General features: G+C 56.3%; 13 protein-coding genes and 1 other RNA gene. 5 read left to right on the forward strand and 9 right to left on the reverse strand.

Going from position 1 to position 15681, the window contains the following annotated elements:
* Positions 1-52: 52 nt before the first annotated feature.
* From recR to C7386_RS01075, 5 genes are all read right to left on the reverse strand, one after another.
* On the reverse strand, positions 53-652 hold the full coding sequence (gene recR / locus C7386_RS01055) for a recombination mediator RecR (RefSeq protein ID WP_110435225.1): 600 nt from the start codon (positions 650-652) through the stop codon (positions 53-55).
* Complete coding sequence (locus C7386_RS01060) at positions 652-1005, reverse strand: YbaB/EbfC family nucleoid-associated protein (RefSeq protein WP_110435226.1); 354 nt, start codon at positions 1003-1005, stop codon at positions 652-654. Before C7386_RS01060 ends, recR begins: the two co-directional genes overlap by 1 nt.
* A gap of 14 nt (positions 1006-1019) precedes the next feature.
* Entirely contained in the window at positions 1020-2648 is a 1629-nt protein-coding gene (gene dnaX, locus C7386_RS01065; protein WP_116704672.1) for a DNA polymerase III subunit gamma/tau, read from the reverse strand.
* Positions 2649-3243: 595 nt separating this feature from the next.
* Positions 3244-3510, reverse strand: an RNA gene (gene ffs, locus C7386_RS01070) — signal recognition particle sRNA large type.
* A gap of 55 nt (positions 3511-3565) precedes the next feature.
* The gene (locus tag C7386_RS01075; RefSeq protein ID WP_110435228.1) at positions 3566-5956 is read right to left on the reverse strand and encodes a transglycosylase domain-containing protein; all 2391 of its coding nucleotides are present in this window, start codon (positions 5954-5956) and stop codon (positions 3566-3568) included.
* A gap of 349 nt (positions 5957-6305) precedes the next feature.
* Here C7386_RS01075 and C7386_RS01080 point away from each other — a divergent pair, with 349 nt between their 5' ends.
* From C7386_RS01080 to C7386_RS01100, 5 genes are all read left to right on the forward strand, one after another.
* On the forward strand, positions 6306-6635 hold the full coding sequence (locus C7386_RS01080; RefSeq protein WP_110435229.1) for a BofC C-terminal domain-containing protein: 330 nt from the start codon (positions 6306-6308) through the stop codon (positions 6633-6635).
* Positions 6636-6794: 159 nt separating this feature from the next.
* The gene (locus C7386_RS01085; protein WP_110435230.1) at positions 6795-7040 is read left to right on the forward strand and encodes an IreB family regulatory phosphoprotein; all 246 of its coding nucleotides are present in this window, start codon (positions 6795-6797) and stop codon (positions 7038-7040) included.
* A gap of 400 nt (positions 7041-7440) precedes the next feature.
* Positions 7441-9456, forward strand: a complete 2016-nt coding sequence (locus C7386_RS01090) for a YgiQ family radical SAM protein (RefSeq protein WP_116704673.1) — start codon at positions 7441-7443, stop codon at positions 9454-9456.
* A gap of 68 nt (positions 9457-9524) precedes the next feature.
* Positions 9525-10178: a hypothetical protein gene (locus tag C7386_RS01095; RefSeq protein ID WP_118646066.1), complete on the forward strand. Its 654-nt coding sequence runs from the start codon at positions 9525-9527 to the stop codon at positions 10176-10178.
* A gap of 139 nt (positions 10179-10317) precedes the next feature.
* Positions 10318-10749 carry an Lrp/AsnC family transcriptional regulator gene (locus C7386_RS01100; RefSeq protein WP_116704675.1) on the forward strand — a complete coding sequence of 144 codons (432 nt, stop codon included), beginning with the start codon at positions 10318-10320 and terminating at the stop codon, positions 10747-10749.
* Positions 10750-11249: 500 nt separating this feature from the next.
* On the opposite strand, the gene rsmA is transcribed toward C7386_RS01100, so the two are convergent.
* The 4 genes from rsmA to C7386_RS01120 all read right to left on the reverse strand — a co-directional run bounded on the left by rsmA (position 11250) and on the right by C7386_RS01120 (position 14954).
* Positions 11250-12116, reverse strand: a complete 867-nt coding sequence (gene rsmA, locus C7386_RS01105) for a 16S rRNA (adenine(1518)-N(6)/adenine(1519)-N(6))-dimethyltransferase RsmA (RefSeq protein ID WP_116704676.1) — start codon at positions 12114-12116, stop codon at positions 11250-11252.
* A gap of 88 nt (positions 12117-12204) precedes the next feature.
* On the reverse strand, positions 12205-12732 hold the full coding sequence (gene hpf, locus C7386_RS01110) for a ribosome hibernation-promoting factor, HPF/YfiA family (protein WP_110435235.1): 528 nt from the start codon (positions 12730-12732) through the stop codon (positions 12205-12207).
* 195 nt (positions 12733-12927) lie between these two features.
* Positions 12928-13770, reverse strand: a complete 843-nt coding sequence (locus C7386_RS01115; protein WP_110435236.1) for a fumarate hydratase — start codon at positions 13768-13770, stop codon at positions 12928-12930.
* A complete protein-coding gene (locus C7386_RS01120) occupies positions 13767-14954 on the reverse strand; it encodes an amidohydrolase (RefSeq protein ID WP_110435237.1) in 1188 nt (395 codons plus the stop codon). Before C7386_RS01120 ends, C7386_RS01115 begins: the two co-directional genes overlap by 4 nt.
* Positions 14955-15681 lie beyond the last annotated feature (727 nt).

Here is a 15681-nt window from a genome sequence, read left to right on the forward strand (position 1 = left end):
TGCGGCACCAATTTCCGTCAAACGCAAACCTTACAAGGATGCAAAGGAGCCATCACAGCTCCTTTCGCCCCTCCAGTGCACGGGTCAGCGTCACCTCATCAACAAACTCCAGATGCCCGCCAACCGGAATACCATACGCCAGCCGCGTAATCTTGATGCCGAACGGCTGCAGCAGCCGCGAAATGTACATCGCCGTGGCTTCGCCCTCGGTGTCCGGATTGGTGGCGAGGATAACCTCCTCGGTCTCCTCCTCCGCCACGCGCTTGACCAGCTCACGGATACGGATGTCGTCCGGTCCGACGTGTCCCATCGGAGACAGCGTACCGTGCAGCACATGATACAGACCCTTGTACTCCTTCGTGCGCTCGAACGCGATTACGTCGCGCGGCTCTGCCACCACGCAGATCACCTTCTGGTTGCGCGTCTTGTCCGAACAGATCGGACAGATCTCGCTGTCCGTCAGATTCTGACAACGCTTGCAGGTGAACGTCTTGGCTTTTGCTTCACGGATGGCATCCGCAAACCGCTCGGCGTCCTCTTTCGGCAGGTCGAGCACATGAAACGCCAGCCGCTGTGCGGTCTTCTGGCCGATGCCCGGGAGCTTTGCAAACTCCTCGATCAGCCGTTCGACCGGCGGTGCAAAAAGCTCCATTACAGCAGACCGCCCAGACCGCCGCCGATACCGCCCGTAATCGCGGACATCTGGCTCTGCGACTTATCGGAAGCCGCCTTGAGGGCCTCATTGACCGCTGCAACGACCAGATCCTGCAGCATGTCGATATCGTCCGGATCAACAACGTCCGGCTTGATCTCAATGCTCTTGAGCGTGGAAGTGCCGGTTACAGTCGCGGTAACCATGCCGCCGCCTGCCGTGCCGGTGGATTCCATCTGCGCGATCTCCTCCTGCGCCTTGAGCATGCTCTCCTGCATCTTCTGTGCCTGCTTCATCATCGCCTGCATATTCATGCCGCCGCCGAAGCCGCCGAAACCCTTACCCTTTGCCATAATAAATGTCCTCCTTAAAGCTGTTTCACTTGAATATCCATTGATTTAGCGCGGTCGATCAGTTCATCGACTGCGATATTTTTTTTCACAACAAGCTCCTCGCCCGCTTCGCGCACCTTGACCTTGATGGGTGCACCGTTCAGCTTGGCCGCCTGCTCCCGGATGACCGAAATGGTCGGCTCCTTTGCCGCGAGAATGGCCGTCATTTTATCCTCGCAGAGAATGACGAGCGCGTTGTCCTCGAGCACGCCTTTCGCGCTCAGCTTGATATTGGTGTGTGCGCCGATGTTGATCTTGCCGGTCAGCGCTTCGAGCAGCGACTGCCACTGGCTCCACAGTGTCACTTCCTGCTTAGGCGTGTCTTCTGCGGTCCCGTCTTCCTCTCGCGCCCAGTCAGGCGCATCCTCGTCGCCCGGAAGCGGCGGTGCATCATCGTCACTCGGCGGAAGCGGCACATCGCCTGCCTGCTGCGCGGCTGCTGCGGGCACCATCTGCACCGGAACGCCGTTCTTCAGCTTTTCCTCGAGCGCTTCTACACGCCCGCCGAGCGTGTCATAGCTGTCAGCCCCCAGACTGCACAGCCGCACCGCGCACAGCTCCGCCTCCACGCGGCGGTTGGCTGCCGTGCGCATATGGTCGAGCGAATCGCTGATAATGCGGCTCCACGCGATGAGCGTGGACGACGCCAGACCGTCACACAGCGCCTGCAGCGTCTTTACGCTGTACGCCGGAGAAATAAGCGCAGAAACGTCGGTCTTGCTGGTCTTGACCAGCAGTGCATCGCGGATCAGGCCAAGCATCTGGTCGTACACGGATGCCAGATCGCGGCCCGCATTGTAATATTCGTCCAGCAGGCCGACTGCCGCCGCGAGATCACCCGTTTTCAGGTGCTCGGCCAGGCGAATGCCATCGTCCTGACCCATCACGCCGAGCGCCGCCGTGACCGTTTTCTCGTCCACCGCACCGGCTGCCGCCGCACGGTCGAGCATGGAAAGCGCATCTCGCATGGCGCCGTCTGCCAGCCGGGCAATCAGGCGTGCCGCACCTTCGGTCAGCGCAATGCCCTCACCTGCCGCAACATCCAGCAGCCGGCGGGAAATATCCTCCGCGCCGATGCGGCGGAAATCAAACCGCTGACAGCGCGACAGAATGGTCGCAGGTACCTTGTGCAGCTCGGTGGTAGCGAGGATGAACAGAACGTGCTCCGGCGGCTCCTCGAGTGTTTTGAGCAGCGCATTGAACGCACCGATGGACAGCATGTGTACCTCGTCGATGATGAACACGCGCTTGCGGACCTGTGCAGGCGTGTAGCGCGTCTCATCGCGCAGGTCACGGATGTTATCCACACCGTTGTTGGACGCCGCGTCAATCTCGGTCACGTCCAGCACCGAGCCGTCCAGAATGCCGCGGCACGCCGCACACTCGTTGCACGGATCGCCGTTCACCGGATGCTCGCAGTTGACTGCGCGCGCGAGGATCTTCGCACAGGTGGTCTTGCCGGTGCCGCGCGTGCCTGTAAACAGATATGCATGGCTCAAACGTCCGGACTGCAGCTGCGCGCGCAGCGTGTCCGTAATATGCTGCTGCCCAATCACATCCGCAAACGTCTGCGGCCGCCATTTGCGGTATAAAGCCTGATACATTACGAAGTTCCTCCTTCCGTGTTGATAGGTGATGTAGGTGTTGCTGTTGATAATCCACGCTCCCGTGAAGAGAGCGACTGCCGTGCTCATCACGCAAGGCGCGTTTCTTGCTATTTCAATCCACGCCCCTTGCAAGAGTTATAATCAACAAAACAAGCCATTAAGTTGCAATTTCGGTGTCAATTTAACATTATCACAAACAAAATTACTTATATTGCAACATTTCAATCCACGCGGACTAACAAAAATAAAGAGGCGGGCGTAAGCCCGCCTCAAAGCGTCTTCCGCGAACAAAGTTCGCGCATTAAATCAACCAACCGCTGCATGCAGCGGTTGACTGCAAGGCAGGTTTTCCGAATGGAAAACCAAGCCTTTGGCCCTGCCGCAGCAGTCCGCGTCTGCGACGCGGCATTCAATCCGCATCGCTCTGCGATGCAACAAATCGCCCAGCTTTGCCGGGTGATTTGTTACCCCGACCCAGCCGCCTTGGGCGGCGTCGTTCGGGTATCAAAATACGGTTTCTCTGGAACCGTATTTTGTATATAGGGGACTTTTGAAGTCCCCTATAAGGTCTTTCGTTCAGCGCCCCACAAGACCGCACACAGGTAATTCGAATACACACACCCGGCTGCCTTTCCGCATTTCGGGCTCAGAATCGGCAGATCTGCGGCACACGATGGTTTCTGCTTAATGCTGCTCGGTTCCCCGCCTGACATGGTTCACAGTCCTCCGTTGCGCAGTACCGGTTCCTCATCGCCCTGTGAGTGGCTGCCTCGCCGCATGTGTGCTCCTTGTTACCCGCATAGTCCCCGCTGAAGCGGATTGCGGGTTCAAGGCACCGCTAACGCCCCGACTTGTGCGGCCTTGTGCGGCGCTGAACGATTTTCAGTTTTCAGTTTGTGCCGAACAATTCGGCTTTATGCTTCCGGATCCTCCGAGCTGTCTCCGCTGTCTCCGCTGTCGCCACCGGAATCGCCGCTGTCGCCCGAATCGTCTCCGCTGTCACCGCCGTCTCCGCTGTCGTCACCGGAATCGCCGCTGTCGTCGCTGTCATACGATCCGCCGTCACCGGAATCCTCATTGCCGGTGTCGGTATCCGAAGAGCTGCTGTCCGAATCGCTGTCATCTTCTTCATCGTCGTAGTAATAATTATCTACGCCCATGCTCTCGAAATCATACTTGTTTTCGATATTCTGATGACTGCAGGTCTCGGTCGGAACCTTGTCCTTCCAGAATCGGCCGGTTGCAGCACGTCCCGCAGCGCGGCACGCACCGGATGCCAGCAGACCGGTATCCATACAGTAGGTGACTTCTTCGAAATCCTGCGGATGCGAATCGAATACCAGACCGGAATCACCCGCATGCACCTTCTGCATAACGGCCAGCCAGATTTCCGCCGCATTGCGGCCGTATAGACCATCCAGACGGTAGTTATGCTCGTAGCCTACCCATACCGCACCGGAATACTTCGGCGTGATGCCGCAGAACCAGATATCGGTATTGGAGGTGGTGGTACCGGTCTTGCCGCCGGTTTCTACACCGTCAAGCTGAATGCCGTAGGCGGTACCGTGTGCGGTAACGTTCTGCAGACAATCGAGCATATAATAAGCCGTGCGGACATTGGTAAAGCCCTTATCCGTGTTGGGTGTATTCTCCATTATGGTGTTGCCTTCGCTGTCCGTCACCTTGGTGTAGGTGCGGGTACCGCCGTAAACACCGTCATTGATGAAGGTCGAGAAACCGCCCGCCATCTCACGAACGGTAACGCCGTCCGTCAGTGCGCCGAGCGCCAGCGGTGCAAGGTCGATATCCGACTGCACGGTACCGTCCTCGTTGGTGCGGCTGTCTACCAGCTTAAAGCCAAGCTGCTGCGTCATGAATTCGTAGGACTTCTGCGGAGTCAGCTGTTTGAGCAGCTGTGCCGAAATGGTATTGAGCGAACGCGTCATGCCTTCCTTGACCGTCATTGCACGGCCGGTCGGATATTTGCCGTCGTTCATCGGCCACGGATTGCCTTCCTCATCCTGTATGAGCGCACGGTCGTAAACCATGGTGTCCGGCGTAGCAATACCGGCATCCATCGCAGGACCATAGGTCGCCAGCGGCTTGATCGAGGAACCCGGCTGACGGCGTGCGTCAGACGCGTAAGAGAAGCCGCGGCTGCTGGTCTTTTCACCGCGACCGCCGGCAATACCAACGATATCGCCCTGCTTGTCCGTGATGACCATGGCGCTCTGCGGAATTTCGCCGTACTTTTCGGTGTTCGGGAAATTATCTGCGTTAGCCCAGACCTCATCGAGTGCATTCTGCACCTTGGTGTCGATGGTCGCATAGATGTTCAGACCGCCGGAGTAAACCATGTTCTCCGCAACCAGACGGGAATATCCCTTTTCGGTCATCAGGTCGTTGATCACGTCCTTGATGACTTCATCGGTGAAGTAGCTGTAGGTGGACTTGATCTCCTGCTGATACTCCTCGTAGGGGCGGTAGTTAAGCTCCTCTGCTACGGCAGCCTCGTACTCCTCCTGCGAGATCATCTTCTGATCGAGCATCTGTGCAAGGATGGTCTCCTGACGCTCCTTTACCTTTTCGGGATGGTTATAAACGTCGTAAATCGACGGGTTGTTGGTGAGACCTGCCAGCACGGCGGATTCTGCCAGATCCAGCTGCGATACATCCTTGTCAAAGTACTGCATCGCCGCAGTCTGCACGCCGTAGCTGTTGTAGCCCAGATAGATCGTGTTCAGGTACATGACCAGAATACGGTCCTTGTCGTCAATCTCTTTTTCGAGTGCAAACGCGCGGAAAATCTCGTTTACCTTGCGCTTTACCGAGTAATCGTTGTCAGCCGTGATGTTTTTGATCAGCTGCTGCGTTATCGTGGAGCCGCCGTACTGCGTGCCGCCGAGCAGCCAGCCCTTGACCGCACCGATCGTGCGCACCCAGTCTACACCGTGGTGCTTGTAAAAGCGCTCGTCCTCGATTGCAACGACTGCGTTCTTGAGGGTATCCGGAATCTTGTCGCTGTCCACCCATTCACGGTTTTCCTTGCCCTTGATGGTTTCGTACAGCGTGTATTCATCGGAATCCGATTCCTTTGCATAGATGAATGAATTCAGATTCAGACCCAGTCCCTTGCTGATCTCCACTGCAGTTTCCTGCGCGGACGGATTGATATAGATGTGCACATACATCGCAAACGCAATGCCGCAGAAGCAGCCGCACAGCACGCCGATCAATACCAGTGTAATCAGTATGCGGGAGAGCAGATGTCCGATCCCCGTTCCTTTTTGATTGCCAGTTGCCAATTTGTTTTCCTCCTTGCCCCACGATATGCACCGCAGGGTCCTGTCGGGTAAGACGCGGAACACGTCCTATTTGTTCCCGCACACGGTCTTGTTTTTTTGAAGCACCGTGTATTGTTGGCAATACCGTAAAATTCATCGGTATTACCGTCTTATAAGGCTAAATGAATTGTACAATAGCTGCCTGTGCCGATTTTCTTCCGGCAGCTTACTGCCGATGTAATAGGCACTCTGATAGCATTATACCACAGGACTTTGCAAATTCCAAACATTTTTTACACTGCTTTTAGAATAGACCGTATTTTTGTGGGAATACTCAAAGCAAGTCCCACTGAGTGAAGGAGTTTTGACTATGATGCAGGGTTTTTATCTGCTTGCCATGCAGCAGGCGCGGCGGCGCACGCTGCTTGCCGCGCTGGCGTGTATCGCGGCGCTCATCAGCATTGTGCTCGCCGGACGCGCGCTGCTGTCCGCGCCTGCCGTTCCGGCGAGCGCAGCAATTAGCTACACGGTGCAGAGCGAAAATGACCGGCTTGTCATCCGGCAGAGCGATGGCTCGGTCCTGCGCACAGGCATCGACACACGCACGCTGCCATCCGCCGAGCAGCAGGCACTTGCGGACGGCATTACGCTCGATAACGCAGAGGAGCTGGCGCGGCTGCTGGAAAATTACAGCTCGTAAAACACCGTCTCCTTTTCCCTCACCATACAGTGTATGCCACAGACGGAAAAAGTTTTCATGCGAGTTTTGCGCGGATAAGGCTTTACTTTTTCTGCTTTTTGTATTATGCTGTAAGTAACGATAAACACCGACAGGTAGGATCGGAAAGGAGAACCAAATATGCTTGACGGAACGAGAAAATTCAGTCTGGTAGACGAGTCCAACAAGGAGATGAAGCGCACGCTTACCACTGTGTATGATGCGCTCAAGGAGAAAGGCTACAACCCGATCAACCAGATCGTCGGCTATCTTCTCTCTGAGGACCCGACTTACATAACCAACCACAACAATGCCCGCAGCCTGATCTGCAAGATCGACCGCGACGAACTCATGCAGGAGCTGGTTCAGTTCTATCTGGATAACTGAGTTTTTGCAGAATAACCGTATACCTTATTTATGAAAAATAACCGTTACCTTTGGCGAGGGCGGTTATTTTTTATTCTGCAAAACATTTCCGTGCTCTGCGGCTTGACTTTTACCGCAGATTTGCTATACTTATAGATAGAAAAGGGCAATCCGACGAAAGACGGTTGACCAAAGTTTAGTTATTCACGAAAAAAATAACCGCATCTTTGGCGAGGGCGGTTATTTTTTTATGGTTTTTACAAACTCGAGCAGAATAAGTAACATAATGATCTGCCAAATCTGATCCATAATACCACCTCCCTTCAGGGAGTATGGCCAACCGTCTCTCAATCTTTTGCCGGATTACCCGTTTTTTTATTGTAACCTATAATTTTCACCTTGTAAAGCCAAAGAGGTATATATGAACGGTTTTCTTCCTATTTCCAAACAAGATATGACCGATCGCGGATGGTATTACTGCGATTTTCTCATCGTCACCGGCGATGCGTACGTCGATCATCCGTCGTTCGGCACGGCGATCATTTCACGCGTGCTGGAGGATGCAGGCTACAAGGTCGCTATCCTCAGCCAGCCGGATTTCCGCGATGAGCACGATTTTCTCGAAATGGGCCGTCCGCGCTATGCGGTGCTCATCAACGGCGGCAACATCGACTCGATGGTCGCGCACTACACCTCGGCGAAAAAGCGCCGTTCGGACGATGCGTACACGCCGGGCGGTGTGGGCGGCAAGCGCCCGGACCGTGCGGTAACCGTCTATTCCATGCTTGCGCGGCGCGCCTTCCCGGAAACGCCGGTCTATCTCGGCGGCATTGAAGCCAGTCTGCGCCGATTTGCACACTATGATTACTGGGCTGACCGCGTTATGCCGTCCATTCTGGAATCCACCGGCGCGGACGGCGTGATGTTCGGCATGAGCGAGCACTCGGTCGTTGAGCTGGCAAACAACCTCAAGCACGGCAAAAAGGGCGCAGACGCGTGCAAGGGAGTCCGCGGCACTGCCTATATGGTGCATGATACGGACGATCTGGAGTATGATGCGGTCGAATGTCCCTCGTACGAGGATGTCTGCGCCAGCAAGCCGGACTACGCCCGTTCGGTCAAAATCCAGTACGACGAACAGGATGCCGTGCGCGGCAAGGCGATTCTCCAGCGGCACGGCAAGCGCATCCTTGTGCAGAACCCGCCCGCAAAGCCGCTGACCACCGAAGAGATGGATCACGTTTATGCGCTGCCGTATATGCGAACTTATCATCCGTCCTACGAAGTGCTCGGCGGCGTGCCCGCTATTCAGGAGGTGCAGTTCTCCATCATCCACAACCGCGGCTGCTTCGGCGCGTGCAACTTCTGCGCGCTGGCGTTCCATCAGGGACGGTACATTCAGGTGCGCAGCCACGAGAGCGTGATCGAGGAAGCGAAAAAGATCACCCAAATGCCCGGATTCAAGGGATACATCCACGATGTCGGCGGCCCGACCGCGAATTTCCGCTTTCCGGCCTGCAAAAAACAGGAGAAATACGGCTGCTGCAAGGACAAGCGCTGCCTGTTCCCCACCACCTGCCAGAACATCGAAGCAGACCATACCGACTACCTTGAGCTGCTGCGCGAGCTGCGCCGCATCGAGGGCGTGAAGAAGGTGTTCGTGCGCTCCGGTCTGCGCTACGACTACATGATGGCCGAGAAGAACGATGCGTTCTTCCGCGAACTGGTCGAGCACCACATCTCCGGTCAGCTGAAGGTCGCGCCGGAGCACATGAGCGACAACGCCCTGTACTACATGGGCAAGCCGTCCTTCAAGGTGTACGAGCAGTTCCGCGAGCGGTATGCCCGCATCAACGAAAAGCTGGGCCGCAAGCAGTATCTTGTGCCCTATCTGATGAGCTCGCATCCGGGTGCAACGCTTGATGACGCCATCATGCTCGCGCAATACCTCAACCGCGTCGGCTACATGCCCGAGCAGGTGCAGGATTTTTATCCCACGCCGGGTACGCTGTCCACCGCGATGTACTACACCGAGATTGATCCACGCACCATGAAGCCGGTCTTTGTGGCGAAAACGCCCGAGGACAAGGCGATGCAGCGTGCGCTGCTGCAGTGGCGCCGACCGGACAAGCGCCCGATCGTCATTGCCGCGCTCAAAAAGGCGCACCGTGAGGATCTCATCGGCTTTGGCAGGGAATGTCTCATTCGTCCGGGCAGAGGCAGCGACCAGCGCATGCCGGGCAGCAAGCAGCACAGCGTCAGCCGCCACGGCGTGTCCAACGGCGGCAGACAGCAGAATAACGACCGCCGTCATTCTGCGCCTAATAACGGCAAGCACAGTGCACCGAACGGCAAACGACCGGCTTCACGTCCGGCACAGGGCAAGCCGAATCAGGGTAAAAAAACCGGCTGGGCAAAACCGAAAAAGAAAAAATAATTTTATACGGAACTTTTTACGCCGTCTTTCGTCTATACTATCAGAGTTACGAAAGGCGGTGTTTTTTTATGACAAAACGTACTTTAGCAATGCTTCTTGCACTTCTGGCGCTGCTGCTGACCGGCTGCGGCAATGCCGAGCCGAAAACCACGGAAGCCGAAATCGGCAGCCAGAGCACGGATGACGCAGCTGCCCTGCCCGATACGACTGAGCAGAAACCGGTCGCAGATGCACCCATGATGGTGATGGTGGATAACACGCTGTATCAGTCTACCGGTGAGGTCAGCACGGTCGATGGCCGCTGCGGCAACATGGACGGCGAAATCACCTCGCAGACGGCAAACGGCACGGACGCACCCACCGAGAACGGCCAGTCCAACTTCGGCACAGGCTACGGCTATCAGCGCATAGACGACCATATCGAGGTGCTGATTGATAACCAGTGGATCGTGTTCGAGCAGGATGCCACCGTACCGCGGATGGTCATGGTGGATGGCAAGCTGTATCAGGAGACCGGAAACCTGCCTTCCGAGCCGTTCTGCGGAACGCCTGACGGTTCGATCACCTCGAAAACGGCAAACCGAAACGATGTTCCGACCGAAAACAACCAGTCCAATTTCAGCGATAACCGGGATTTTGTGTTCATTGACGAAGATACCATTTACGTTTCCGCAACGCCGGACTGGATGGAATTCAAGGTCATCACCGACTCGGATGTATAAAAACTTTTGTTCGAAGCCTTATTTTATTTGACAACAACCCGGTCGTGCTTTATAATAAACAGTGAACAAAGGAGTTCGTCCCGCGAAGGCGGGTCGGACTCCTGTTTTTATTTTTAGGATAAGGAGGGCTATTTGCCCCATGGACGAAATTGATCTGAAGCTCTTGCGGCTGCTGCAGAAGAATGCCCGCACCCCCATCAAGGCCCTTGCAGGTGAGGTTCGCCTTTCCTCCCCTGCGGTTTCCGCGCGTATTGAGCGGCTGGAAAAACAGGGTGTTATTCGTGCGTATACGCTCGATCTGGACCCGCTGCAGCTTGGCCATCACATTCTCGCGTACATTCATCTGGATATGCAGCCCACCCAGAAAGAGGAATTTTATCCGTTCATTGCTGCGTGCTCGAATGTGCTCGAGTGCAACTGCGTGACCGGCAACTACTCCATGCTGATCAAGGTGTCGTTCGCCTCGACGCAGGAGCTGGACGGCTTTATCGGACGTCTGCAAAAATTCGGCAAGACCGAAACACAGATCGTGTTTTCCTCGCCGGTGCCGCCGAGAGCCATTGTGGTATGAGAAAAAGCCTGCGTGTGCAGGCTTTTTCTTTTGTCCACAGGGTGGGGATAGTTTTGATTTATCTGTTTGCTAAAGCAGCGGGAATGAGCGCCAACCTTTGGCGGGGAGGTTCGCCGCATCCGCGGCGGGGGCAAGAGGGTAGACACCTACGGTTTCTACCCTCTTAACTCCCGTTTCCCTTTATTTGTTCGTCTGGCGCAAACCAGAGACCGGTGACCGCTCCGAAATTTTGGAACGGTAGAGGATTTTTTCTTCCGTAGGAGCGGCCAGTGGCCGCCCATTTCTCTACCGCTTCGCAGTGCCAGATTCCTTGCTGCTACACATGCGGTTTAGTCTCCGCAGGCGCAACACAAGGTGAATTGTCCGAAGGGGCAAGAGAGGGTCCCCTGGGGGATAACAATGTTGTGCAACTCGTTTGCGCGTTGTTATGCACGGCACCTGCGAATATTTCTTTGCAAACACGCTTTATCTTACAAACTCTTCACTCTAATTCTCAATTCTCAATTACTGAGTTTTTCCGCCGCGAGATCTGCCAGTTTCGCATACTCTGCAAGGCTGAGCCGCTCACCGCGAACGCGGGCATCCAGACCGGCTGCTTCTACGAGTGCGGTGATCTCCTCCTTGCTCATCGACGAGCCGAGCACCGGACCGAGCGCGTTCACGAGCGTCTTACGGCGCATATTGAAGGCTGCGCGCACGAGGGAAAAGAACAGCTTTTCGTCCTTGGTCTCAACCGCCGGCTTGTCGAGCGGCACGAGCTTGAGCACCGCCGAATCCACCTTGGGTCTGGGCACAAAGCAGTCCGCCGGAACATCAAACAAAATTTCCGCCTTGGCGTGGTACTGCACATAAATCGAGAACGCCGAGTACGCCGCCGTGCCCGGCTCTGCACAGATGCGCTGCGCGACCTCCTTCTGCACCATGACCGTCACCTGCTCGAACGCGCCGCTCTCGAGCAGCGCCGTAATCGCCGGTGTGGTGATGTAATACGGCAGATTGGCGCACGCGATCGCCTTTCCGTCACCGAATTTCTCCTTGCAGAGCGCGGCAAGGTCGGTTTCGAGCACATCGCCGTGCACGACCTCGAAGTTATCGTAATCCGCAAGTGTCTCTGCCAGAACCGGCATGAGCGCACGATCCAGCTCGACCGCTACGACCTTATCCGCGCGCTGGCACAGCTCCGCCGACAGGCAGCCCATGCCCGGGCCGACCTCAATCGCGTTGCCGCACTCGGCCGCGCCGCTCATCTCCGCAATGCGGCGCGGCACGCTTTCGTCCGTCAGAAAGTTTTGTCCGAGCGATTTGGAAAAATGGAATCCGTGACGGCCCAGAACCGCTCGGATTGTCTCAATATCACATAAATTCATTCGTTTTCCCCTTTTAACCGAAAAGAACCGGCGGCAGAACGCCGCCGGTCCCTATGTAATGCAACTTTTTTACTGTTTGACGCGAATTTTACTCCTCGCCCTCGATCAGACCATAACCGCCTGCCGCACGCTTGTAAACAACGGCGTGGATATTGTCGTTGTCGGCGTTGCGGAAGAAGTAGAACTGGTGGTCAAGCAGGTTCATCTGCAGGATAGCCTCGTCCACGCTCATCGGCTTTACGTCGAAGCGCTTGCGGCGTACTACATCGAAATCCTCCTCGGTCAGTGCGGCCTTCTGCTCTGCCATCTTGTCGAATGCACCCTCACGCAGGCGCTTCTCCAGACGGGTCTTATGCTTGCGGATCTGGCGCTCGATACTGCTGATGGCACCGTCTACGGAAGCATACATATCAGTCGTCGTTTCCTCGGCGCGGACAACCAAACCAACCTGACGCACCGTGATCTCGACCGTCTGCTTGCCGCGCAGCTCGCTGAATGTAATCGTGGTATCCGAATCCTGCTGGAAGTAGCGATCCAGCTTCTCTACCTTACGCAGTGCGTACTGACGCAGCTCGTCCTCGATCTTGATTTTTCTTTCGACGATAGTGAACTTCATAAAATCATCTCCTAACAGGCGTAAACCGCCTTTGATGGCTTTATCCGCGGCCGCCGTGGTGTGGCGGAAACGGTATTGGGTTTTTGCTATCTTCAGTATAGCACAACCTATGCAACTTGTCCAACAATTTTTCAGAAGTTCACAATTTGTTCAGCATATTTCCCAAGAGGTTTTACAATTTCTTGTCCAGGTTGCTTACAGCTCGCCCTCTGCGTGACGGGTAACGTGACAGGAAATATTAACCACGCACGGCAGACCGGCGATATGCGTGCCGAACGGCTCAATCGCGCACGCAAGAGCGGTAACCGTACCGCCGAGTCCCTGCGGGCCGACACCGGATGCGTTGACCTTATCAAGAATCTGCTGCTCCATCTCGGCGTACAGCGGATCGGCGTTGTGCTGATCGACCGGACGCAGCAGCGCACGCTTGGCGAGATATGCCGCCTTATCGCTCGTGCCGCCCAGACCGACGCCGATAACGATCGGCGGGCACGGGTTGGAACCCGCATGGATGCACGCATCCGCGATAAAATCCACGATCTGCGCCTTGGTAGCGGCAGGCGTGAACATCTTCATCTGGGTCATATTCTCCGAGCCGAAGCCCTTGGGGGCAACCGTGATCTTCACCTTGTCGCCCGGAACGACCGAGGTGTACAGGATACACGGCGTGTTGTCGTTGGTGTTTTCGCGGCGCAGCGGATCACCGACCACCGACAGGCGCAGATAACCGTCGATATAGCCGCGGCGAACACCCTCGGTGACTGCATCCTCGAACGAGCCGCCGGTCAGATGCACGTCCTGACCGATCTCCGCGAACACGATCGCCATGCCCGTATCCTGGCAGACCGGCACGTTGTTCTCGCGCGCAAGGTCGCAGTTGGCGATCATTTCACCGAAGATGGTCTTGCCGAGCGGAGACTCCTCCGCGTTCTGACCATCCACGAACGCCTGCCGCAAATCTGCGGGCAGATAGTAGTTGGCGTCAATGCACAGCTGACGCACCAGCTTGGTTACTTCCGAAACCTCAATCGTCCTCATTTTGTCCTCCTATATTCCGGTGTGCCGTTTACAAAAACAGCCTGCACCTGGGTTGCAATATCCAGCGGATCGCCGCTCCACAGCACACAGTCTGCATCCAAACCGGTTTTCAGGCTGCCGATTCTGTCCTGCATGCCCGCAATTTTCGCGGGTACCGATGTGACCGCGCGCAGCGCGTCCGTTTTATCCATACCCGCGCGCACCGCCAGCATAAGCGCCATCGGCAGCAGCCGCAGCGGAATTTCCGGGTGATCGACCGTAATGGCGGTTTCGATTCCGGCCTTGCACAGCAGTCCGGGCGCGGCATCCGACAGGTTGCGGATCTCCGGCTTGGAACGGTCGGTCATGTACGGGCCGCTGACCACCGGAACGTGCTCCTCGGCCAGCAGGTCGGCCACAAGGTGCGCCTCCGTGCCGTGAATGATAACCGCCCGCAGACCGAACTCCTTCGCAATGCGCAGTGCGGTAAAGATATCGTCCGCACGGTGCGCGTGAAAATGTGCCTCGGCCTTGCCCCAGAGAAGCGGCTGCAGCGCTTCCATCTTGATGTCGAAATCCGGCTCGTCCTGCTCCGGATCGTCCTCCGCACGCGCCTTTCGCGAGAAATATTCCTTGGCCTTGTACAGCTCCTCGCGGATGATGGCCGCCGTTGCCATGCGGGTGACGGGCGTTTCGTCCTTGTCGTGGTAGACAGACTTCGGGTTCTCGCCCAACGCGAACTTGATCGCCAGCGGCGCCTTGAGAATCATATCGTCCACACGGCGGCCTGCCGTCTTGAGCAGCGCAATCTGTCCGCCGATGGGGTTTGCGCTGCCCGGGCTGACTGCGGCAGCCGTCACACCGGCCTCAAGTGCCTCGCGGAAGCTGCGGTCGAACGGGTTGACGCCGTCCAGTGCACGCAGGTGCGGCGTCGCCGGATCGGTGTCCTCGTTGCCGTCCGCACCCTCAAAGCCAAGGCCGTCCTCGTACAGACCGATGTGCGAGTGGATGTCGATCAGGCCGGGTGTCAGCACGCCGCCCTCGCCGTACACGACATCGCCGTCTATTTGAACCGGCATTGCAGGCGGTTCGCCTTCGCCCATGGACGCGATTTTGCCGTTTTCGAGCAGCACCCAGCCGAAAAAGCGAGAATCACGCTCATCCATCGTCCAAATGTTGATATCTTTGATCAGTGTTTGATTCATGGAAAACCTCTTCCAAAAACTGTTGACAAGTATGGTAATTTATGGTATATTTATCATGGCGGTTGGGAAAGCCGCCATGCACCGTTCATATCTTTATCCCCACAATCCTACTTTTGGCGCTCTTTCGCAAGGAAGAGCGCGCTTTTTTTGCGCAAAAGCAGGAGCTGCGCTTCTTTTTCAGCACAAAGCATGCTGGGCACGCGAGTTGCGCAGCAATACGCCCTGTCCGGGCAGCACCTTTTCCTGCACCGATTGTCTGGTGCACACGAACCGCGCAGGCGATTCGCCCCTAACGAACGGTGGGTTTTTCACTGAACCTCAGCTGGGAGTTGCGCTCTGCGGAGCGCGGGGATTCGCCGCGCCCCGCGGCGGGGGATTTGCGCTGACGCCGCGCGGGCGCACAAGAGGGTAGACACCTGCGGTTTCCACCCTCTTGTGAATCACCCCTTTCCCTTGGAGGGTCTGACGCAGATTACCGACATGTGACCGCTGCGAAAAGGGGAACGGCAGAGGATTTTTTCTTCCGTGTCTTTCGCAACCTGTTCGCAATGCCGGATACTGTTCTGCTACACAGGCGATTTACTCTGCGCAGAGCGCGGCATAACAGTGCCGCGCAAATCGTAAGCGCGTTATGATAGATAGCACCTACGAAGATAAATTGTACCAAACGCCTAATTCGCAGGTGCCATGCGGTATAACGCGTTAAAGAGTTGCGCGACACTGTTAT

Origin of the sequence: Agathobaculum butyriciproducens, from assembly GCA_003096535.1 — a bacterium.
In the GTDB taxonomy this organism is placed as follows: domain Bacteria; phylum Bacillota; class Clostridia; order Oscillospirales; family Butyricicoccaceae; genus Agathobaculum; species Agathobaculum butyriciproducens.